We start from the raw sequence: 18,898 nt of genomic DNA on the forward strand, positions 1-18,898 counted from the left end.
TTGGCGGGTGACTCCGTACCTGTTCATTCTGCCGGCAGCTGCGATCTATGGCGTCTTCCTGTTGGCGCCGCTCGGACAGACAGCGGTGATGAGCCTCTGGAAGTGGGACGGCTTGTCGCCCGCGTACGAGTGGGTCGGCATAGACAACTACATCCAGATGCTCGCCGACGGTTCGGTGTGGTCGGCCGCATGGAACAACCTGAAGTGGGTGATCCTCGCCGTGTTCCCGATCGTGATCGGACTGGCGTTGGCGATCGTTCTTCAGCAGGCGAGACCTCGCGGGCGTACCGTCTATCGAGCGATCTACTTTCTGCCTTATGTGCTGCCGACCGTCGTCGTGGCGCTGGCCTGGGGGTGGATCTACCACCCTTCGTTCGGCACCTTGAACGCCGGCCTGGGGGCCGTGGGCCTCGACGCGCTCACCCAGAACTGGACAGGCGACCCGAATCTGGCGTTGTTCGCGCTTGCCACGGCGGCCAACTGGACGGGATACGGCTTCTGCATGACCCTGTTCCTCTCAGGGCTCAACGCCGTCGATCCGTCGCTGTATGACGCGGCGAAAGTCGATGGCACTTCTGCCTGGCAGCGGTTCCGGTACGTGACGATGCCGGCGATCGCCAATACAACGAACATCGTTGTATTGGTGGTCTTCATCAACACCGTACGTGTGTTCGACATCGTGTTCGTGATGACCGCCGGCGGCCCAGCCGGTTCGACCGAGGTACTCGGAACGAAGATCTACCGTGAGACCTTCCAGAACCTCGATATCGGCTACGGCTCGGCGATCGCAATGTTCATGGTTCTCATCATTCTGATCACCACCGTCGTGTATCTGCGGTCGAGGGAGCGTGATGCTGTATGAGCGGGACCGACGTCAGAGTGAGGGCTGGCCGGGTCGGCCTCCAGGTCATCCTCGTCTTCGTGGCCTTCGTCTCGCTGGCGCCGGTGGCGATCATCCTGTCGATCGCGCTGAAGAGCAACACTGAACTCGCCACGAACCCGCTCGGGCTGCCGAACGATTGGCTCTTGGGTAACTTCGTCGATGCCTGGAACGAAGCGGGGATAGGTCGCTACATCCTCAACAGTGTCATCGTGGCCGTGCCGACTCTGGCAATCGTCGTCATCGCCTCCAGCCTCGCCGGATATGCGTTCGCGCTGATGCGATTCCGCGGACGGGAGGCGATCTTCACGGTCTTCCTCATCGGCCTGATGCTGCCGGCCGTGAGCATCGTCACCGCCCTGTCATTCATCGAGCAGAACCTGGGCTTGTACAACACCCTGCCCGGCCTCGTGCTCGCTGAATCGGCGATCTGCCTGCCACTAGCCGTTTTCATCATGCGCGCCGCGTTCAAAGACCTTCCGGGAGAGCTGCGCGAGGCCGTGTTCATCGACGGCGGGGGCGAGATCACGGCATTCCTCCGGGTGATGTTCCCACTCGCGCGCCCGGCTGTCTCGGCGACCGTCGTGCTCACGTTCCTGACGGTGTGGAACGACTACCTCATTCCACTTGTCCTCATCAACACGGAGTCGCTGCGGACTGTGCCGCTGGGACTCGCGTTCCTCAAGACCGCGTTCACCTCGAACACGGTGCTTGTAGCCGCCTCGACGGTTCTCGCCGCCATCCCGAGCATCGTCATCTATGCGCTGCTGCAGCGACAGTTCATCCAGGGCATCGCTCAGGGATCCATCAAGTAACCCCTCACAGAAAACAAACTCGAAAGGCACCCGCAAATGCTCTTCTCCTCCACCACGAACTCGACGCTCTGGGACGTGTGGCTGTACTACGAGAACGGAATCCACTACCTGTTCTACCTGGCGAACTCCCGACCCGACCGTCCGTGGGATGGGATCGGACTGGCGACATCCGCCGACGGCGTGCACTTCGCCGACCGCGGGATGATCATCACCAAGGCCCCCGACGCTGAGTATCTCGGTGCCGGGCACACCTGGAAGGCGGGCGACAAGTACGTCTTCAACTTCTCGGAGAGCAGGAACGGTACCCTCGAGATCTTCTTCGCCGAGTCGGAGGACCTCCTGCATTGGCGACGCATCCCGGCAGAGCAGTCAATCTCGCGAACGAGCGCCGAGTGGTACGCCGACGAAACCGAGATCTCGCAGCAACGGTGGGACAACATCTGGGTAAACCCGGACGCGAGGGGCGAAGGATACTTCGGCTACGTGACCGCTGTGTCCAAGGACGGCCCCGTTGGCCTACGAGGTACTTGCGCGTCGGTGACCTCCCAGGACGGCGTCGTATTCACGACAGGGGCTCCGGTGATCGAACCGGGCTTCTGGCCAGACCGTCTGGAGATCGGTGGAACCACACGCGTCGGCGATCAGTACTTCATGTTCGCGGCGCTTGCGGAGATCCCTCTCGGGCTGGACTGGGCGAAGCATCACTCGCAAGCGGTAGGAGGCGTCTACGTCGTGCGCGCCGCTGCGCAGGAGGGTCCGTTCGAACTCGATCCGAACCAGCCGCCCGTGCTCGTATCCGCCATGGGGCACCACACCTACTTTGCGCGCTTCTATCCCTGTGGCGAAGAGCTGCTCGTCGCGCACCATTCCTTGGAGTCGCGCCGGTTCATCGCGACGGTCATGCCGAAGATGGGCACCTGGATGGCTCCCTTGAAGAAGGCCGAGATCTCCAATGGCATCCTGTCGCTCCACTGGTGGACCGGAAACGAAGCGATGCTCGGGCGTGACCTGCCGAGCACTGTGGACCTGGTCGAGGCGAGACTTGCGCAGTCGCTCACTGTCGGTCATGACGAGTCAGTCACGGTCGAAGCACCGCTCTACTCCCACGTGATGATGCCCTTCCGGTATGACTTCGACAAGGGCGTGTGCGTAGAAGTGACTCTGCGGGGGTCAGCATACGACGACCGCACCGTGGCCGCAGGGATCATCCTTGAGGGGGACGAGTCGTGGAACGGGACCGCCATGACGTTGGATGCCGCTGGAAAGTTCGAGATCGGACGCACCAACGGATATTCGTTCTGGGACGAGGACGGAGTGAGCACGACACCGTTGCGCGATGAGGGGAGCCGATTCCGGGTGCTTGTGCGGGGCACCTTTGTCGAGGTATATGTCGACGACGCCCTGACCCAGTGTTTTGCGCTCAGCGACGTGCCCAGGGGCCGGCTCGGGTTCGTGGCTGCCGCGGGAACAGTGACCGTGTCGGACATCCGTGTTCGAGAGCTGAGCATGTGAAGCGACCCCGATATGAGACTGAGTAGGCTTCAATCGAATGCGTCCACTCGGCGCACGCACAGGAGGGGCGCATGTCAACGTCACTAGCAGATGTGGCACGAATATCCGGCGTTTCGACTGCGACGGTCTCACACGTCATCAACGGCACCCGGTATGTCAGCCCGTCGACCATTGAGAAGGTGCAGAGGGCTATCGCGAGCACCGGATACCGCCCCAATCCATACGCGCGTGCGCTGCGCACAGCGACTTCGGAGTCCATCGGTTTTGTCGCGTCCGACGTGGCGAATACTTACTCGACCTCGGTGATGCGCGGGATAGCGGGTGCTCTGAGGACCCGCGGATACACGTTGCTCGTCGCCAATGCCGATGAGGATCCTGCGCTCGAGCGCGAAGCCATCGAAGCGCTCGTGGAGAGGATGGTGGATGGGCTGATAGTCGCGCCGACGACGTCTACGGATCCCATCTCGTTCGAGCAGATCGAGGAGATCGGTGTACCAGTTGTGCTGGTCGATCGCGCGGTTCCGCTCGATCTCGATCAGGTGCTCGTGGAGAATGTCGACTCCGTGGCCGAGGTGGTGGGGCAGATGCTCGATGCCGGTCATCGACGTATCGCCGTGGTCGGTGGTCGTGCCGGTCACAGTACGACCACCGAACGGATGCAGGGATGGAGGAAAGCGCATACGGACCGCGGGCTGGTCTGCGACGAGTCGCTCGCGGTCCTGGACGTCTTCGATGCGAGTCGGGCGCGTCACGCAACGGAGCGGCTGTTCGCCCGGGAGAATCGACCGACAGCGCTGTTCTCGATGTCGAACGTGATGAGCCTCGGAATCCTGCGGGCATTGTCCGATCTGCGCCTCGTCATCCCGAGGGATGTCTCGTTCGCCGCGTTCGACGACATCGAATGGATTGACCTTCTAGACCATCCCGTGACATGCCTCGCGCAGCCGACCGAGGAAGTCGGTTCGAACGCCGTCGAACTAGTACTGACACGGATCGCCAACCCTGCAGTCGAGCACAGGGTTGTGCGTCTGGCGCCATCGCTGTGTGATAGAGGATCGATTGCGGAGCCTCCTCGAGGGCGACGAACTGTCTAGGGCGGAACGCGGGCGTGATTCGGAGTCCGAAGCCTTGACCGGACGTCCGATGTTCATGAAAGCAGACGAACCGACCGCAGCGTCATCGTCAAGCGTCTCGGCGCAATCCGGCATATCGCTCAGCAGACGATCGTCCTGCAAGGCGGTGTGGTGGTCGAACACGGCGAAACCGCCCGGTTGCTGGCCGAGCACTCCAACGATTACACGCGGGTGCAGGTCGAGTCCGTCCCCGACAACCTCGCCCGATCGGCGCCGCCGCGCGTCCAGAATCTAATTTGATCGTCATGCACGCCGTGCGTCTCGACGAAGCACCGAAGAGAGGTTTTCTTGATGCCAGCACTCCCGATCCCAGGTGTGACCGCCGTCCCCGGTCCGAGATACGACAGATCTGCTGTGGTGCCCGCCATCGTCCACTTTGGGGTGGGCAACTTCCGTCGCGCGCACCAGGCGATGTTCGTCGATCGATTGCTCGCAAGCGGAGAGAGCGACTGGGGAATCTGCGGCGTCGGCGTCCTGCCCTCGGACGTACGGATGCGCGACGCGCTGGCCAGCCAGGAGGACCTCTACACGCTCGTGCTGAAGAATCCGGATGGCAGCACTCGCGCCCAGGTGATCGGATCGGTCATCAACTACCTCTTCGCGCCGGACGACCCCGCAGCGGTCGTTGATCAGCTTGCCAATCCCGTCACGAAAATCGTATCGCTCACAATCACCGAGGGAGGATACGTACTGCCCGACACGGAATCGACCTCGGCCCCGAGCGCGTTCCGACTTATCGTCGACGCGCTGGCCAGGCGGCGTGCGGCGGGACTCGTACCGTTCACCGTCATGTCCTGCGACAACCTGCAGGACAACGGCGCGATCGCCGCACGCGTCGTGGTGGAATGCGCAAGGCGTGACGACGACGACCTCGCCGACTGGATCGAGGAGAACGTCGCTTTCCCGTGTTCCATGGTCGACCGCATCACCCCGATTACGACGGACGCGGATCGCGCCTTGGTGCGTGAGCAGTTCGGGGTGGACGATGCATGGCCCGTGATCGCCGAGCCGTTCGCACAGTGGGTGCTGGAGGACCGATTCACTGACGGGCGCCCGGCGCTAGAGAAGGTCGGCGTGCAGCTCGTTGATGACGTTCGACCATACGAGCTGATGAAGTTGCGCCTGCTCAACGCCAGCCATCAGGCGCTGGCATACTTCGGGCTTCTTCTCGGATACGACTACGCCCACGAGGCGGCAGTTGATCCGCTCATACAGAGTCTGCTTCGTCGGTATATGACTGAGGCGCGAGAGACGCTCGCACCGGTGCCAGGGATCGACCTCGATGAGTACGAGACGACGTTGCTCGAGCGCTTCGCGAATGCGGCTATCGCGGACACTCTGGAGCGCCTGGGCATGGACTCAGCGAACCGTATGAACGCCTTCGTGCTGCCGGTGATCGCCGAGGCGCTCGCGAGCGGATGGGTGCCGCAGGCGGCTGTGTCGATCGTCGCGGCGTGGACCCGTGCCAGGCCGCAGGAAAGCGCGGACGCGGCGAAGGCGTATCCGCTTCTCGAGCGGCTGCACGAGGACCGCCGGTTCGCCGCAGCACTGGGTGAGGTGCTGCGCGATCTCGACGGCATCGGTGCGGTGGAGGTCTTGCGCCGGTTGGCCTGATCGTAGTGTGAAGTCCCTGAAGCGGATATATATGGCACGCCTAGCCTCAACCAGCGCCACGGTGCGCCGACTGAGGCTAGGCGTCTGGGCCGCTACACCTGTCCGATGTTGAGGATGAGTAACCCAGCACGTGGCCCTCCGGTCGGGTTGCTCGTCATCGGTCTCCTCGATCAGCAGAATAGTTGAAGAGATCGTCTTTGCTGGTGTCGGTGATGCCCGCCCCATGTTCCGTCGACGCCGCCAGTCGCCCTTTCCTCGCGCCCCTTTGGCGGGGATGTGGCATTCGCTCAAGCGCGCGTCAGCGCGGCGTACGCTCGACCGCCAACGGAAGGGGCGGGAACGGCGCGGACAGCGTGCTCTGATACCAGTAGGCCGTTGTGGAGATGTCGTCGGCACGCTCGAAGAGACCGTGTTCCCAGGTGCCGATCTGCTGAAGAGTGACCCGCAGGTTCTCTTGAAAGAAGATAGGGTCCGGGAGGTGCCAACGGTACACCGCGTGCATCGGCAACATCGGAGTCCAGAACTCCGACGCCTTGGTCTCGTCCTTCGCGCTGGCGAACGGGTAACCGAAGTAGGGTGCGCTGAACGGGATTGGTTCGGGCTCCGGGTCGGCGCGCAGGGCGTTCTGGAACGCCCATGCGCCACCGGCGTAGTCCTCCAGCCCCGTGCTGCACAGCGAGGGCAGATCAGAGTCTCCGTCGATGTAGAACTTGACCTCACCTTCGCCCCACCAGTAGCGCTGCAGCGAGGCGAGCGCGACGTATGTGCCGACGTAGGTGCCTGTGCCTTCGATTCCATCGACGATCACATGATCTTCGCCGAGCGACGTTGTGCCGTTGCTCCGCCGCCACTGGGCGTGGAAGTAGCCGGGCCAGTCGTCGAAGTCATCGCCGGTCGTATAGTCGATCTGGAAGAACAGGTGACCGATGTCATCGCCGTGTTCGCTCGCGACCTCGATGCGTGCGGCGGTGCGGAACGGCATGGGGAAGTACGAGTTCATGCCTCCGGTCGGGGCGACGACGATCGGTTCTGACGTGACGAGGGCCCTGGTGCCGAAGCCGTTACAAAAGAAGTCGCCCACCGGCACCTCGATCTGCGGGTGCTCGGCTCCGTCCCAGTATGCGCGCAGGACGAGGTCGCGTAGCACGAACGGGCCTGCAGGCGTCTTGTCGGTCACGGTGATCCAGATGTGCCTGATCACTCCGCTGCCTGAGATCTCCGCCAGGGTGACGGTGCCGCCCGCGGGGAGTTCGTACCAGGCGCTGCCCTTGCGTCCCGGGCCGAGGTTCGAGCTCGCGGCGCCGGCGGCGCCGGGGGCTCCGGTTGGGTTCTCTGCATTGATTGCGTGGCTGCGAATGGAGCCGTCGTTGCGGAGGCTGTTCCAGGAGGTGGGCATCGTGTCGTGTCCTTTCGTGGGGCTACTTCACAGCACCCGCGGTCACGCCGCGGCTGATGGTGCGCTGGAAGATGAGGAAGAAGATGAGCGTGGGGATCAGGGACAGCAACGACCCGGCATTGACCACCGTGATGTCGATCGAGTGTTGTCCTCGGAGTGTGGAGAGTGCGATTGGCACGGTTTGCGATGCGGGATCCGCGAGAAGGATGAGCGGGATGTAGAACTCGTTCCATGACCAGATGAAGGTGAATACGACCAGGACGGTCAATGTCGGTCGCACGATCGGGAAGACGACGCTCCACAGGATGCGCCACCGGGATGCTCCGTCGATCGCCGCCGCTTCGAGGATCTCCCGGGGGAACGTCGACATGACGCTGGAGAGGATGTATGTCCCATAGGCGGCCCAGAGGATCGTGAATACGATGACGATCGACCAGATCGTATTCAGCGTCTTGGTGGCCTGAGCGCCGTAGAAGAGCGGATAGATCAGCGCTTCGTGCGGCACCATCGTGGCGATGAGCAGGATCGCAGTGACGGCTGTGTGTGCTCGGATCCGCCCGATGCCGATCGCGTAGGACGCCAGGAGCGCCAGACCCGTGCCGGCGAACGCGATCACTGTCGAGCTGAGAATGGAATTCCACAGTGCCAGCGGGAAGTTCACCCTGTTCAGGTAGCTGATGAAGGCGTCGAAGGTGAAGGTCGTCGGCCAGGCCAGCGGACCGTGCGCGGAGTAGTCGGCACCTGTCTTGAATGCATTGAGTACGAGCAGCAGAAATGGCGAGGCCATGACGATGGCGACCAGAATCGCGACGGCGAGCATCACCCAGTTCATCCGAGTGCGGCGCGGGCGATCGAAGGCGGTGGGATTGGTAAGAGACATGGTGGCCATCAGCTGTGCTCCTTTCGGGTCTCGCGGTGCTGCCAGACAAGCATCACGGCAGCGACGGCGAAGATGACGACCGACATCACGGTCGCAATGGTCGAGCCGTAGCCGACACGCGACAGCTCGAAGAAGTTGCGGTAGGCGTAGTACGAGGGGACAGTGGTCGACTCCTCTGGTCCGCCACCGGTGAGGATCAGGATCGGGGCGAACACCTTCAGGGCGGCGATCGTCGCGGTGAGCACTACGACGAAGATCTCGGGGCGGATCTGCGGGATCGTGATCGCCTGGAACCTGCGCCACCAGCCGGCACCGTCGAGCTCCGCCGCTTCGTAGAGCTCGGGGTCCACCCGTTGCAGGGCCGACATGAAGATGACGACCGGGTAGCCGATCTGCAGCCAGATGAGCATGAGCATGACGGCATAGATCGCGATGTCCGGGTTGCCGAGCCAGTCCGGGGGATTCGTGATCCCGACGCCCTTGAGGGCAAGGTTGATCGAGCCGTTCTGAGTGTCCAGGATCCAGGCCCAGATGAAGCCCGCAACTGCAATCGGAAGGATCTGGGGCACGTAGTACGTCGCGCGTAGAACGGCGATGGCCTTGTCGCCGAAGCGACGGCCGAGGTAGTCGAACAGCAGCGCGGCGAGGAGGATGCCGATGATCGTCGGCACGATCGTGATCGCCACGATCATGGCGAAAGTATTCTGGAACGACCGCCAGAAGGTGTCGTCGTGGAACAGGTCGATGTAGTTCTCGAGTCCGGCCCAGCGCATCGGCGCCTGGCCGCCCTTCCAATGGAACAGGCTCGTGTAAACGTTCATGACGAACGGTGCGCCGACGACGATCAGGAATCCGGCGGCGAGCGGAAGCAGGTAGAGCCAGTACGAGCCCCGTCGCTCGAGGGGCCGCTGCCTGTGTGCGGTTGTCCATGACATGGTTGGTGTCTCCTTCGCGGATGCGGGGGCCGCCGCGAGCGGCGGCCCCCGGGAGCGGTCAGCCGGCTAGGGCTGTCTCGCGTCCGTCGTCGTAGAACTTCTGGAGCTTGTCCGTGTACTCGTCGGAGGTCTCGTTTTTGTTGGACATCGCCTGCATGTTCGACTGGATGAAGTCGAGGAAGCCCGGGACGGGGTAGTCCGGGTAGAACGCGAGCGAATCCGCGTCGAGGAGCTCGTTGAACCGCTCGGTGTACTCGCGTGTCAGGTCGTCCTCGATAGTGGAGGCATCGCCAGCGAGGGGGAGGCCTCCGAGCTGGCCGATCTTGTTCTGGACTTCCTCGCTCAGCGTGATGTCGACCCAGTCGTATGCGAGCTCTTTGTTCTTCGCGTTCGCGGGCACGCCCCAGAGGTGGCCGCTTGAGCCCATCTGCATGTTCGCGCCGGGGAGGGTGAAGTAGTCCCAGTCGAACGTCGCTTGCTCGCGGATCCGGGCGAACTCGCCCTGATTCCAGATCAGCATCGCCTTGTCTCCGCTGAGGAAGTTCACCGTCGCCTGCTCGAAGTTCAAGCCCCCAAGCTCTTCTCCTACGTAGCCCTTGTCGATCCAGGACTGGAATCGGTCAGCTGCTCCCTTCCACGGGTCCTTTGAGAAATCGACCGGCTCTCGCAGGAACATGAAGTCGTCGATCGACTTGCGGTCCGCTTCAGCCCCGACCAAGGAGTACCAGATCCACATCTGGTTGAAGCCCTGGCTCGTCGACGCCGACGAGGAGATCGGCGTGATGCCCGCTGCAAGAAGCTTGTCCATGACGCCCTCGAACTCTTCAAGGGTGGTGGGTTCCTCGGTGATGCCTGCCTTCGCCCAGAGATCCTTGTTGTAGTAGAACATCACGTACTCACCGATGTTCGGGATGCCGTACCAGTCACCGGAACCTGCGAGGCCCTGTTCGTCGTACTGGGCGAAAGCCTGCATCGCGCCCGTGACCTTCTTGTCCCAGCCGTACTTCTCAACCTGATCGTTCAGTGGGGTGAGCAGGCCCTGACCCGCGAGCTGGCCGCCGTCGGCGTTGCCCTTGTTGAATTCGATCACGTCAGGGACCTTGTCACCCGTGAGGGTGATCTTCGCGTTCTGTCGCATGGCGTCGAAGCTCGTGGTCTGGAAGTCGACCTTCACATCGGGGTGCTTCTTCTGAAACAGCTCGAGGGCGAGCTGCCATCCCTGACCCTGTGCGGATTCGGGGTTCTCATACTGCAGGATCGTGAAGGTGTCGCTGCCGGCGTCGTCGCCAGACGACCCGCAAGCGGTGAGGGACGTCACTGCAACGGCGGCGGCCGCGATGCCGACTGCCAAGCGCAGCGACCTGCGCGTGATGGTTGCCATTGTTTCCTCCGTAGGGTGGATCGGTCTTTCGATGGTGGTGGCGCGCCAGGCGTGCCCGGGTACCGGTGACGCGTCTGCGCCGCCGGGGTATGGGTGATGGGATCAGGCCACTGGTGGGCCTACAGAGTCCCTTTCGACGAGGGGGCAGGTGATGCGCACGGAAGTAGGTGGCCCGTCTGCGTCCCCATGTATGCGGTCGATAACACGCCCGGCAGCCCAGACCCCCATGGCGCGATGTGGCAACTGAACCGTGGTGAGCCCCGGCTGAAGGGCATCAGCGATGAACTCCTGGTCGTCGAATCCGATGATCGAAAGATCGTCCGGGATGCGAAGACCGAGCTCGCTGCAGACCTGATAGGCGGCAAAGGCGATCTGATCTGAGAAACAGAACAATGCGGTGGGCCTTGCCTCGATCGAAAGTAATCGCCTCAGGGGGCCCAGCGCATGAGTAGTGCTGGGATCAGGCAGGTCGACGATGAGAGAATTGTCGGTGGCGATCTGGCATTCTGCGTGCGCTTCCAGATAGCCACGCAGTCTCAATTCTGAGGCGACGAATCGATCCCCGCCCACATTACAGAAGGCGATGCGACGATGCCCTGCTTCGATGAGTCGTCTGACGGCAAAGCGGGCGCCGCCTTCCTCATCCGGAACAGCGCTGTCGGCCGTGACGCCTGGCGCGGGGATCCCGTTGAGAACGATTACGGGCAGCGTCGGAGGAATTGACGGTAGTTCTACCACGCGGTGGTAGTCGGCTGCGATGATCATTCCATCGATATCTCGCTGAAGAAGCGATCGCGACGACTGGGCAACGAGCTCCGGACGGGAGATCGTCTCGATAATCATCGCCAGATAACCCGAATCCCAGGCACGGCTTTGCACTCCTTCGAGCATGCGCCCGGCGAAAGGTACGCTGGCTACGCCATCGGAGAGCAAGCCGATGGTATGCGTGCGCTTGGTTCGCAGTCCACGGGCGAGCACGTTGGGGATGTACCCCATCTCGGCTGCGGCAGCGCGAATCCGGGATGCTGTCTCCGTGTTCACCCGCCCTTGGTGGCGATCATTGAGCACCAACGACACGGAGGACGCGCTCACGCCGACAGCGGCTGCGAGGTCCTTCAGCGTGATCATGGCGACTCCTTCGACGTCAATCGTTTGATGCGTGAGTACCCAGGTACATCAATCGTTTGACCTGACGGTATGAACGTCAAACGTGTTGACGCAAAATGCCGTTACTGAACCGTTATGCCCTAGTCCTCGCGATGATCTCCCTCCGCCACCTTCGTCCGGGCTGTTCGACACGAACTTCGAAAGGTGCACTTCCGCCCCAAAGTCCAAGCGGAGCGACTCGACTTCGCAATGTAGCTCCGACTCTCGAACGGGCTGCTTGATACAGACAACGATTGCACTTATGGCTCAGGGACCTACTCTCCCGCGTAAGCTTCGGGCATGCGCAGAACGTTCGACGCCGAGGCAGACGCCGCTTACATCCAGCTCGTGCCCGAGATCGCCCCGGGACGCTCAGTGCGCAACGAGATCGTCGAGACCGCCGGCGGCACGGTGGTGCTGGACTTCGACAAGGCAGGGGTGCTCCTCGGCGTCGAGGTCCTCGGCGCGGAAAAGCTCCTGGACGGAGAGTTCCTCGCCGGCGCCGAGCGGTTCGACCAGGAGTAGGCATGTCGGCGAACGTCCGCCTCGTCCTCAACCGGAACAGCGAGCAGCCGTATGTCCTGCATCGCGAGGACTGCCCGACGATCCAGCATCAGGTGCGCGGCGATCTTCGGGAGGAGCTGCCGGCGGGTGGTTCGCGGATCCTCGAGTCCTACGAGGATGGGCTCGCGCTGATCGGCCCGAACGAAGGCACCGAGCGCTGGTACTACGACGCCGTCTACGTCACGCTCGAGGAGCTCGCGACGGTGGGTCGATACAGGCGATGCAAGACGTGCGCGCCGGACGCACCGGATGGCCCGCCGAAGGCGCAGGCGTATCTGAAGAAGGCAGCGACGCTCACGGCGTCAGACCTGGGCCGGGTCACCGCCGATGGCGCGATCATCCGTGTCGAGCACTCGACCGAGGGGATCGTCGTGACCCTGGACTCTGGCACGGTGCTTTCGCTCGGCGAGGGTGAGACGGTGGCTTTTCCGAAGCCGAGGCCCACAACGAACGCCTGAGCCTCTGTTGCGCGTCAGCGCACGCTGGTCTGTACCGGCTCCAACTGGAACAGCGGGTCCTTGAACGATCCGACTCGGGCGATGACGTGCACGTTGGTGCCGACGCCGATCGTGTCGGGAACATCGCCGGTCAGATGCAGGTCGTTCGTGATGTTGACGTCGCGGAACTGGAAGCTCGGGCCACCGTTCGAATGGGTCTCGCTGTAGTCGCCGTAAGAGATGAGGATGTCGTAGCGGGTGGTGTAGCCCTCGTGGTTGTTCATCGCCCCGATGGAGCCGTCGAACTCGATGAGCTGGCCGGCGTACTGCTGAGCGAAGGCCTCGACGGCGGGGCCATCCTGGGGACCGGTGAGCAGAGCCGCGAGGTCGGCGTTGTTCGCGGCAGTCAGCGGAGTTTCCTCGGCGGGAGCCGTTGCAATGGGCTCGTCGGGCTCTGTCGAAGGCTCGTCTCGCGGCGCGACGGCTTCGGAGCTGCGGGTGTCCGCCGGCGCCGGGGTGTCGTCCTTGTCGCCACCTGTGATGGCGACCATGATGCCGATGAAGATGCCCAGGACCACGAGCACACCGCCGATGATGGCGAGCGGCTTCCACGGCAGCGGAGGCTTCGGCCGATGGAACACCAGCTCCGTGCGGAGCTTGCCGGGGTTCTGGCTGACCAGCTCCCAGCCGTCCTTCTCCCACTTCGAGATCATGAGCTTCTCGGTGCCGCGCACCGTCTGGACGCTCTTGGTCTCGTACTTCACGGTCTCGGCCTCAGGGTGCGCACCAGTGTCCGACATCGGTTTCTCCCTCCCAGATCCCCGGGAGGACAGCTCACTGCCGGGTCATCGTGAGCATATCGGGTGGGCGCTCAGTCCGAGCGCGACAGCTAGGCGAGCGGGTACGCGACCACATCGGCGAGGCGATAACGCGCCCAGCCGTCGCCGTCGGGAGCATCCCACTGGAGACTCCGGCCGGCGCGGTTCAGGCGGTCGTGCTCGTCCTTGGTGACCCAGCACTTCTGCAGGAGCTGATCGAAGATCGACAGCAGGTGCTCCGGCGACGTGGCAGGCCCACCTGCGATCGGCTCCCGGTGCATGTTCGATCGCGGGTCAGCCTGGCTCGGATCGACGATCTCGACGATGATCCGCTTGAACGGGATCACGTGCTCGATCGTGCGTTCGGTCGCCGGCAGTTCCATCGCGTCCCTCGTAGCGAAGGTCACCGGGTGGCCGTCGTCGAGCGCACCAAGCATCTGCCGAAGCCGGCGCGGGTACCCTCCTGACCCCTTGGTCCAGAGGTTGCCGCCGGCGGCCAGGTGCGGCCGAACCTCTGTCTCGATGAGATCGAACGCAGCGATCGCAGCGCGGGCACGGCGGTCTTCTGCGCGCGAGGTGTTCATGGTGCGATCCTTCCACCGTCGGGAGACCGGGCGCATCCGTAGAGTGACCAATGAGAGCGTCAGTTCGCTCGTCGCCAGCACCGATGGGAGCAGCTCTTGATCACCTTCACCGACTTCCTGCCCGTTCCGGAGCCGCAGCTCACGAAGGTGAAGTTCAACATGCGTGCCGGCGACGGCAGCGGCGAGGCGTGGGACTTCCTCATGGACGATCACGAGCACTGGATCAACCTGAGCCGGTGGCGCACCAAGCAGACGAACAACAACATGGGCAATGCCCGCTTCCTGCTCGCCTTCGCGCAGTACTACCCCTATGGGCCGCAGTACTTCATCTTCGGTGGCGCGTTCGAGGTCAGCGAGATCAAGCCCGACCGGTACGACGACCTCGGATACGACCTGATACCGCTGCCGCTGCACGAGGACTACATCAAGCGCCTCATCATCAAGCTCGAAACACCCATCGGCCGCAGCCCGTATCTGCGGCACTACGCGGGGGTGCAGGCGAGCCTCAATCCCGAAGTGTACGAGCTCGCGCCGGATACCAAGCTCGGCACGTTCCCCGGGTATCAGAACGTCAGGCTCAGGCACCACGAGCTGCAGAGGATCATCGCGAACGACGAACCCAGCTGGAAGGACGCGCTCTCCAGCGTGAAGGGCGTCTACGTCATCACCGATCTCAGCAACGGCCGGCTCTACGTCGGCTCGGCGTCCGGCGAGGCCAACGGCCTCTGGCAGCGCTGGTCCGGATACGCGCACCTGAAGAACCTCACCGGCGGCAACGTCGAACTCGAGCAGCTGCGCGCCGGCCTCGGCGACTCGCACATCATCGGGAACTTCCAGTACTCGATCCTCGAGATCTTCGACCCCAAGACCAGAGCCGACACCATCCTGAAGCGGGAGTCATTCTGGAAGCTGGCACTGGATAGCCGTACGCACGGGATGAACCTGAACTGAGTCTCGCGTTCCCGTGGCGATTGTCGTACACGAGGGTCAGGCAACAGGAAAGCTTGTGGCGATCTCGGCATGCACGGCGTCGACGTCGAGCCCCAGCTCCGGCGCGGCGCCTATGCGCTTGACGAGCAGGCGCGGCCAGAGGACGTGGACGCCGTCGATGGTGAAGCTCCCGCCGATCATCGGCCAGTCCGCCTCAAGGAAGCAGAGCGCCCCATGGACGGGGATCTCGGACATGCCTGTGTCATTGAGGGCAGCACGCACGAGCGCTACCTGCTTGTGGACACCGTCGACGAGCTTGGTGCCGTCGCGGCCGCCGATGCGCAGAGATTCCACGCGGGGGCGGATGATGCCGCCGTCGACGCGGAGTTCTGGGCGCTTGTTCTTGTACCTCTTGGCGTCGATTACCCAGACACCTGACGGCGTGATGGCGATGTGGCCGATGTTCGCGCGTGTGCCAGGGATGCGCCTGTCGTGGAGGACCCTGGCGGGCGCTGGTAGCTTCTTCAGCCTCGCGGCGAGCATCTCCTCGCCGATCGCGCCGCGCTCCCACGCGCGAGTGTTCTGAGGTTCGTCCGACAGAGCGAGGATGAGACCGCCGAGCTTGGGGTGCTTCGTGCGGATTCTCTGCTGACGGTTGTCGCGGCGGCGCTCGTATTCGAGGCGGGCCGATGCACCCGCTGTTCCCTCGGCGATCTCGGGAGCTGCAGTGGGGGCGGCCGTAGAGCGGATCTGCTCGAGCGGAGCGCTCCAGGGCGGTGCGTCCCGGGCCAGCTGAGCTGTGGACTTGGTCGTCATGGTGAGCCTTCGTTAGGAATCGCGCTGCAGTTCCGCAGCGACGCGTTGCGCGAAGCTCGGCACGCCGCTACGGGCAAGCCGATCAAGGAGCTGGCTGATCTCCACCGGCGGCCGCCGCATCGCAGCCGACTGCTCTTTGACGATCCGACAGGTGGCGCCTGGCGAGAGATCGAACTGGTCCAGGAGGAACTCGTCGGTGCGGATCGCTTCGAGCCCCAATGGTGTCAGCACAGAGTCGGGGAAGTCCTTCACGTTCTCGGTGACGATGACATCGGCACGTCCCAGGAGCGCTGCTGCGACAACGTGGGCGTCGTCGGGGTCGGGTAGCTCGATACCTGCGACGAGCGACTCCCAGCCTTCGACAAGAGCGTCGTCGAAGGCTTCGTTCATCGACCGGAAGCGGCTGCGGAACCTACTCGGATCGGCGTCAGGGTGGATGCGTTCGAGCGCGCTGAGCGCCTCGTCGAGCACCTTCTGGGACCAGAGCGGCCGGAACGCGCCCGCATCGGCCATGCGGAGCATCGTGTCGCACGGCGCGAGCGGCACGATCACGCACGCATCGAGAAACGCCGCGAACCGGGCCACCGCTACGACTGCTTCCGAGCCGCGGCCAGTGCCTCTCGATAGGCGTCAGCATCGACGTCGAACAGTCCGTCTTCGTCGGCCTGTCGTGTGAGCTCGTCGAGGCGGATGCGACGGTCGGCGCGCTTGCGATCGCGGTACGCGAGCACATCGTGCAGTCGGAGCCTGCGATGCCTGGACTCGCCGAGCCGCTCGAAGGGAAGCTCGTCCTCATCGAGCAGCCGGACCAGGGTGCTCCGGCTGACACCGAGCAGCGCTGCCGCCTGCTGGGTCGTCAGCTGTCGATCGATCGGTTCGACACTGACGGCCTCGCCACGCTCCATTGCCGAGACGACCTGACGGAGCACGTCGTACGCCTGCATGGGGAGGGGGATCTGCTCGCCATCGGGACCGAGCAGCATCGCGGGTGCAGCGTGATCCTCCAGGAATCGGGCGAGCTCAAGCATCTCGCTGAGGTCCTGGGGCGGATCGACGACAAGCGGGTCGTTCGTGCGCGCGGCTGTGGTGGTCATACAGCCATTATCGCTCAAATCATCCAATTCGTCCATATCGATCAAAATCGACTCAGGTCGAGGCGACCCAATCGGCGACGACATGTCCGCCGCGCCCCATAGGCTTCGGGAATGCGCACCACATTCGACGCCGAAGCAGACGCCGCTTACATCACGCTGGTCTCCGAGATCGCGCCCGGGCGCTCCGTGCGCAACGAGATCGTCGACACCGCCGGCGGCACCGTCGTGCTCGATTTCGACCAGGCGGGCGTGCTGCTCGGCATCGAGGTGATCGGGGCGACCAAGCTCCTGGACGGAGAGTTTCTCGCCGGTGCCGAGCGGATCGATCAGGCGTAGGCACGATCCTGGCGCGCGAGTCGTTCTGGAAGAAGGCGCTCGACACCACCCAGCCGCACGGGATGAACTGGAACTGAGTCTCGCGCTCCGGTAACGACTTTCGCAACATGCTCTGTCGTCCGAAAGTGTCTATGGGCGCTGATACGGTCAGCGTCGGCATATCCACAGTTGAGAGGCACCCCCTTGAACATCACAGCACCCAAGCTCGGCGCAACCATTGCACTTCTCGCACTCCTCGGCATCAGCGTCGTGGGGTGCTCGTCGCCGGAGTCTTCCGGCTCGTCCTCGAACGAGGGCTCGAAGCCGGAAACCGAGCAGGTCCAGGAGGAGGAAGCACCGGAGCCGGTGAGCCTGGAGGGCGAGTGGAAGCAGAACAACTCCAACTCGGAAGACAGCTGGCAGCAGGCCACCATCACCGGTGACACGATCGAGGTCTACTGGGTCGCCGACGCCGGCGACACGAAGTCTCTGTACTGGGCCGGCACCGTCGAGATCCCCGCAGAAGTAAACTCATTCTCGTTCGACTCGGCCAACGACACGGCCAAGACCGAGAAGTCGATCATGGCCTCGGGTGATGCGACCAAGACGTTCACGTACGAGAACGACGAGCTCAGCTACGACGTCACCGCGATGGGCACGACGATGACGGTGCGTCTCAGCCGCGAGTAGACACCTTGCTCGCGCGACAGAACAGCCCCCACGCACTCGGAGAGAGTGGTGGGGGCTGTGCCGTGCTGGCTGGCTTCAGCTGGTGCAGGCCGAGTCGTCAGTCCAGGCCCACCGAACTCTCCGACCAGGAGCCATCATCCTCGATGCGTAGCACGTTGAGCCGGTGGGTGGCCTCTACGTATCCGTCGATGTAGAGGTGGCCCTCGTCAGCGAACACGGTGTGCACGCCAGGATCTCTGTGAAGCGCAGTGGTGCGGACGTGTCCGGCGACGATCCTCTTGCCGATCAGCATCGGGCCGGTCGTCGCGGGGAACTTCTCCGTGAAGACGTACTCAGGGGTGCCGTGGCGCCACAGCTCCCCGGCATCCTCGTCGACGCCGGCGTGCACGAAGACGTGCGAGTCGGTCTCGTGCACGAGTGGCAGGCTGCGGATCCAGGCGATCAGGTCTGCTCGTCGGGCCCGCACGGCAGCCTTGATGTTGCGGTTCATCGTGGTGCCATCCAGATCGGACGCGTCAGAGGTCGGGTCCTCGTGACCGAGAGCCTGGGCGAGCACCATCGGTTCGAGCAGCGACTTCACCGTGAGCAGGTCGAGGTCACTCATCAGCCACGTCAGTTCGTTGTCGTCATCGTCGAGCCAGTCGATGAACCAGAGGTCGTGGTTGCCGGCGAGAACGACGACCTGATCGGGGTGCGCACGCTGGGTCGCTCTGACGAGCTCGATCACGCCCAGCGAATCCGACCCGCGGTCGATGTAGTCGCCGAGGAAGACGAGGCGTGTTCCTGGGTCTACCAAGGGGATCGTGGCCAGAGCGTTGCGCAACTGCTCAGCGTGGCCGTGGATGTCGGAGATGGCGTATGTGGGCATGCGTTCTCTCAAGCTCTTGGTCAAGGAAGATCTGCTGACGATGGCCGAGTCCTCCCCGCCGACGTGACGAGGAGGACTCGATGTAGAGCG

21 protein-coding genes are annotated in these 18,898 nt (G+C 63.5%); 10 read left to right on the plus strand and 11 right to left on the minus strand.

Annotated elements, in window-relative coordinates:
• Nucleotides 1–7 precede the first annotated feature (7 nt).
• The 5 genes from AB0E56_RS06275 (at nt 8) to AB0E56_RS06295 (ending at nt 5,954) form a co-directional block, all read left to right on the plus strand.
• On the plus strand, nt 8–862 hold the full coding sequence (locus AB0E56_RS06275; protein ID WP_359797516.1) for a sugar ABC transporter permease: 855 nt from the start codon (nt 8–10) through the stop codon (nt 860–862).
• Complete coding sequence (locus tag AB0E56_RS06280; protein ID WP_359797518.1) at nt 859–1,695, plus strand: carbohydrate ABC transporter permease; 837 nt, start codon at nt 859–861, stop codon at nt 1,693–1,695. The genes AB0E56_RS06275 and AB0E56_RS06280 overlap by 4 nt, the downstream gene beginning before the upstream one ends.
• A 36-nt stretch (nt 1,696–1,731) precedes the next feature.
• Nucleotides 1,732–3,207 carry a hypothetical protein gene (locus AB0E56_RS06285; protein ID WP_359797519.1) on the plus strand — a complete coding sequence of 492 codons (1,476 nt, stop codon included), beginning with the start codon at nt 1,732–1,734 and terminating at the stop codon, nt 3,205–3,207.
• A gap of 71 nt (nt 3,208–3,278) precedes the next feature.
• Nucleotides 3,279–4,301, plus strand: a complete 1,023-nt coding sequence (locus AB0E56_RS06290) for a LacI family DNA-binding transcriptional regulator (protein WP_359797521.1) — start codon at nt 3,279–3,281, stop codon at nt 4,299–4,301.
• Nucleotides 4,302–4,694: 393 nt separating this feature from the next.
• The gene (locus AB0E56_RS06295; RefSeq protein WP_359797523.1) at nt 4,695–5,954 is read left to right on the plus strand and encodes a mannitol dehydrogenase family protein; all 1,260 of its coding nucleotides are present in this window, start codon (nt 4,695–4,697) and stop codon (nt 5,952–5,954) included.
• A 298-nt stretch (nt 5,955–6,252) separates the two neighbouring features.
• Here the strand turns inward: AB0E56_RS06295 and AB0E56_RS06300 are convergent, their stop codons facing one another.
• The 5 genes from AB0E56_RS06300 to AB0E56_RS06320 all read right to left on the minus strand — a co-directional run bounded on the left by AB0E56_RS06300 (nt 6,253) and on the right by AB0E56_RS06320 (nt 11,674).
• Nucleotides 6,253–7,350 (minus strand): glycoside hydrolase family 172 protein, encoded by a 1,098-nt coding sequence (locus AB0E56_RS06300; protein ID WP_359797525.1) that lies wholly within the window; start codon nt 7,348–7,350, stop codon nt 6,253–6,255.
• A gap of 22 nt (nt 7,351–7,372) precedes the next feature.
• Nucleotides 7,373–8,239 (minus strand): carbohydrate ABC transporter permease, encoded by an 867-nt coding sequence (locus AB0E56_RS06305; RefSeq protein ID WP_359797527.1) that lies wholly within the window; start codon nt 8,237–8,239, stop codon nt 7,373–7,375.
• Nucleotides 8,239–9,165, minus strand: a complete 927-nt coding sequence (locus AB0E56_RS06310) for a sugar ABC transporter permease (RefSeq protein WP_359797528.1) — start codon at nt 9,163–9,165, stop codon at nt 8,239–8,241. The genes AB0E56_RS06305 and AB0E56_RS06310 overlap by 1 nt, the downstream gene beginning before the upstream one ends.
• Before the next feature lie 58 nt (nt 9,166–9,223).
• Nucleotides 9,224–10,546, minus strand: coding sequence for an extracellular solute-binding protein (locus tag AB0E56_RS06315; RefSeq protein ID WP_359797529.1), 1,323 nt, complete (start codon nt 10,544–10,546; stop codon nt 9,224–9,226).
• Between the two features lie 102 nt (nt 10,547–10,648).
• Complete coding sequence (locus AB0E56_RS06320; protein WP_359797530.1) at nt 10,649–11,674, minus strand: LacI family DNA-binding transcriptional regulator; 1,026 nt, start codon at nt 11,672–11,674, stop codon at nt 10,649–10,651.
• Nucleotides 11,675–11,992: 318 nt separating this feature from the next.
• On the opposite strand from AB0E56_RS06320, the gene AB0E56_RS06325 reads away from it, so the two are divergent.
• On the plus strand, nt 11,993–12,217 hold the full coding sequence (locus AB0E56_RS06325) for a DUF2283 domain-containing protein (protein WP_359797532.1): 225 nt from the start codon (nt 11,993–11,995) through the stop codon (nt 12,215–12,217).
• A gap of 2 nt (nt 12,218–12,219) precedes the next feature.
• The gene (locus AB0E56_RS06330) at nt 12,220–12,714 is read left to right on the plus strand and encodes a hypothetical protein (RefSeq protein ID WP_359797534.1); all 495 of its coding nucleotides are present in this window, start codon (nt 12,220–12,222) and stop codon (nt 12,712–12,714) included.
• A 14-nt stretch (nt 12,715–12,728) separates the two neighbouring features.
• On the opposite strand, the gene AB0E56_RS06335 is transcribed toward AB0E56_RS06330, so the two are convergent.
• Both AB0E56_RS06335 and AB0E56_RS06340 read right to left on the minus strand, forming a co-directional pair.
• A complete protein-coding gene (locus AB0E56_RS06335) occupies nt 12,729–13,493 on the minus strand; it encodes a DUF4839 domain-containing protein (RefSeq protein ID WP_359797535.1) in 765 nt (254 codons plus the stop codon).
• Between the two features lie 89 nt (nt 13,494–13,582).
• On the minus strand, nt 13,583–14,095 hold the full coding sequence (locus AB0E56_RS06340; RefSeq protein WP_359797537.1) for a hypothetical protein: 513 nt from the start codon (nt 14,093–14,095) through the stop codon (nt 13,583–13,585).
• Nucleotides 14,096–14,191: 96 nt separating this feature from the next.
• Here AB0E56_RS06340 and AB0E56_RS06345 point away from each other — a divergent pair, with 96 nt between their 5' ends.
• Nucleotides 14,192–15,046, plus strand: coding sequence for a GIY-YIG nuclease family protein (locus AB0E56_RS06345; RefSeq protein WP_359797538.1), 855 nt, complete (start codon nt 14,192–14,194; stop codon nt 15,044–15,046).
• A 36-nt stretch (nt 15,047–15,082) separates the two neighbouring features.
• Here AB0E56_RS06345 and AB0E56_RS06350 read toward each other — a convergent pair whose 3' ends face one another.
• From AB0E56_RS06350 to AB0E56_RS06360, 3 genes are read right to left on the minus strand one after another with little or no spacing between them, the layout of a single operon-like run.
• On the minus strand, nt 15,083–15,841 hold the full coding sequence (locus AB0E56_RS06350) for a nuclease-related domain-containing protein (protein WP_359797540.1): 759 nt from the start codon (nt 15,839–15,841) through the stop codon (nt 15,083–15,085).
• A 12-nt stretch (nt 15,842–15,853) separates the two neighbouring features.
• Nucleotides 15,854–16,426: a PIN domain-containing protein gene (locus tag AB0E56_RS06355; RefSeq protein WP_359797541.1), complete on the minus strand. Its 573-nt coding sequence runs from the start codon at nt 16,424–16,426 to the stop codon at nt 15,854–15,856.
• A 2-nt stretch (nt 16,427–16,428) separates the two neighbouring features.
• The gene (locus AB0E56_RS06360) at nt 16,429–16,935 is read right to left on the minus strand and encodes an excisionase family DNA-binding protein (RefSeq protein ID WP_359797543.1); all 507 of its coding nucleotides are present in this window, start codon (nt 16,933–16,935) and stop codon (nt 16,429–16,431) included.
• A 111-nt stretch (nt 16,936–17,046) separates the two neighbouring features.
• Here AB0E56_RS06360 and AB0E56_RS06365 point away from each other — a divergent pair, with 111 nt between their 5' ends.
• Nucleotides 17,047–17,271, plus strand: a complete 225-nt coding sequence (locus tag AB0E56_RS06365; RefSeq protein WP_359797544.1) for a DUF2283 domain-containing protein — start codon at nt 17,047–17,049, stop codon at nt 17,269–17,271.
• Between the two features lie 183 nt (nt 17,272–17,454).
• Nucleotides 17,455–17,940, plus strand: coding sequence for a hypothetical protein (locus tag AB0E56_RS06370; RefSeq protein WP_359797545.1), 486 nt, complete (start codon nt 17,455–17,457; stop codon nt 17,938–17,940).
• A gap of 97 nt (nt 17,941–18,037) precedes the next feature.
• On the opposite strand, the gene AB0E56_RS06375 is transcribed toward AB0E56_RS06370, so the two are convergent.
• A complete protein-coding gene (locus tag AB0E56_RS06375; RefSeq protein ID WP_359797547.1) occupies nt 18,038–18,808 on the minus strand; it encodes a metallophosphoesterase in 771 nt (256 codons plus the stop codon).
• Nucleotides 18,809–18,898 lie beyond the last annotated feature (90 nt).

Source organism: Microbacterium sp. NPDC028030 (genome assembly GCF_040637855.1).
In the GTDB taxonomy this organism is placed as follows: domain Bacteria; phylum Actinomycetota; class Actinomycetes; order Actinomycetales; family Microbacteriaceae; genus Microbacterium.

Excerpts from the sequence above, each read along its gene's own strand:
- AB0E56_RS06315 (WP_359797529.1), bottom strand. The coding sequence starts at position 10,546 with ATGGCAACCATCACGCGCAGGTCGCTGCGCTTGGCAGTCGGCATCGCG.
- AB0E56_RS06360 (WP_359797543.1), bottom strand. The coding sequence starts at position 16,935 with ATGACCACCACAGCCGCGCGCACGAACGACCCGCTTGTCGTCGATCCG.
- AB0E56_RS06300 (WP_359797525.1), bottom strand. The coding sequence starts at position 7,350 with ATGCCCACCTCCTGGAACAGCCTCCGCAACGACGGCTCCATTCGCAGC.
- AB0E56_RS06325 (WP_359797532.1), top strand. The coding sequence starts at position 11,993 with ATGCGCAGAACGTTCGACGCCGAGGCAGACGCCGCTTACATCCAGCTC.
- AB0E56_RS06330 (WP_359797534.1), top strand. The coding sequence starts at position 12,220 with ATGTCGGCGAACGTCCGCCTCGTCCTCAACCGGAACAGCGAGCAGCCG.
- AB0E56_RS06335 (WP_359797535.1), bottom strand. The coding sequence starts at position 13,493 with ATGTCGGACACTGGTGCGCACCCTGAGGCCGAGACCGTGAAGTACGAG.
- AB0E56_RS06280 (WP_359797518.1), top strand. The coding sequence starts at position 859 with ATGAGCGGGACCGACGTCAGAGTGAGGGCTGGCCGGGTCGGCCTCCAG.
- AB0E56_RS06305 (WP_359797527.1), bottom strand. The coding sequence starts at position 8,239 with ATGGCCACCATGTCTCTTACCAATCCCACCGCCTTCGATCGCCCGCGC.
- AB0E56_RS06375 (WP_359797547.1), bottom strand. The coding sequence starts at position 18,808 with ATGCCCACATACGCCATCTCCGACATCCACGGCCACGCTGAGCAGTTG.
- AB0E56_RS06365 (WP_359797544.1), top strand. The coding sequence starts at position 17,047 with ATGCGCACCACATTCGACGCCGAAGCAGACGCCGCTTACATCACGCTG.
- AB0E56_RS06340 (WP_359797537.1), bottom strand. The coding sequence starts at position 14,095 with ATGAACACCTCGCGCGCAGAAGACCGCCGTGCCCGCGCTGCGATCGCT.
- AB0E56_RS06310 (WP_359797528.1), bottom strand. The coding sequence starts at position 9,165 with ATGTCATGGACAACCGCACACAGGCAGCGGCCCCTCGAGCGACGGGGC.
- AB0E56_RS06290 (WP_359797521.1), top strand. The coding sequence starts at position 3,279 with ATGTCAACGTCACTAGCAGATGTGGCACGAATATCCGGCGTTTCGACT.
- AB0E56_RS06285 (WP_359797519.1), top strand. The coding sequence starts at position 1,732 with ATGCTCTTCTCCTCCACCACGAACTCGACGCTCTGGGACGTGTGGCTG.
- AB0E56_RS06320 (WP_359797530.1), bottom strand. The coding sequence starts at position 11,674 with ATGATCACGCTGAAGGACCTCGCAGCCGCTGTCGGCGTGAGCGCGTCC.
- AB0E56_RS06350 (WP_359797540.1), bottom strand. The coding sequence starts at position 15,841 with ATGACGACCAAGTCCACAGCTCAGCTGGCCCGGGACGCACCGCCCTGG.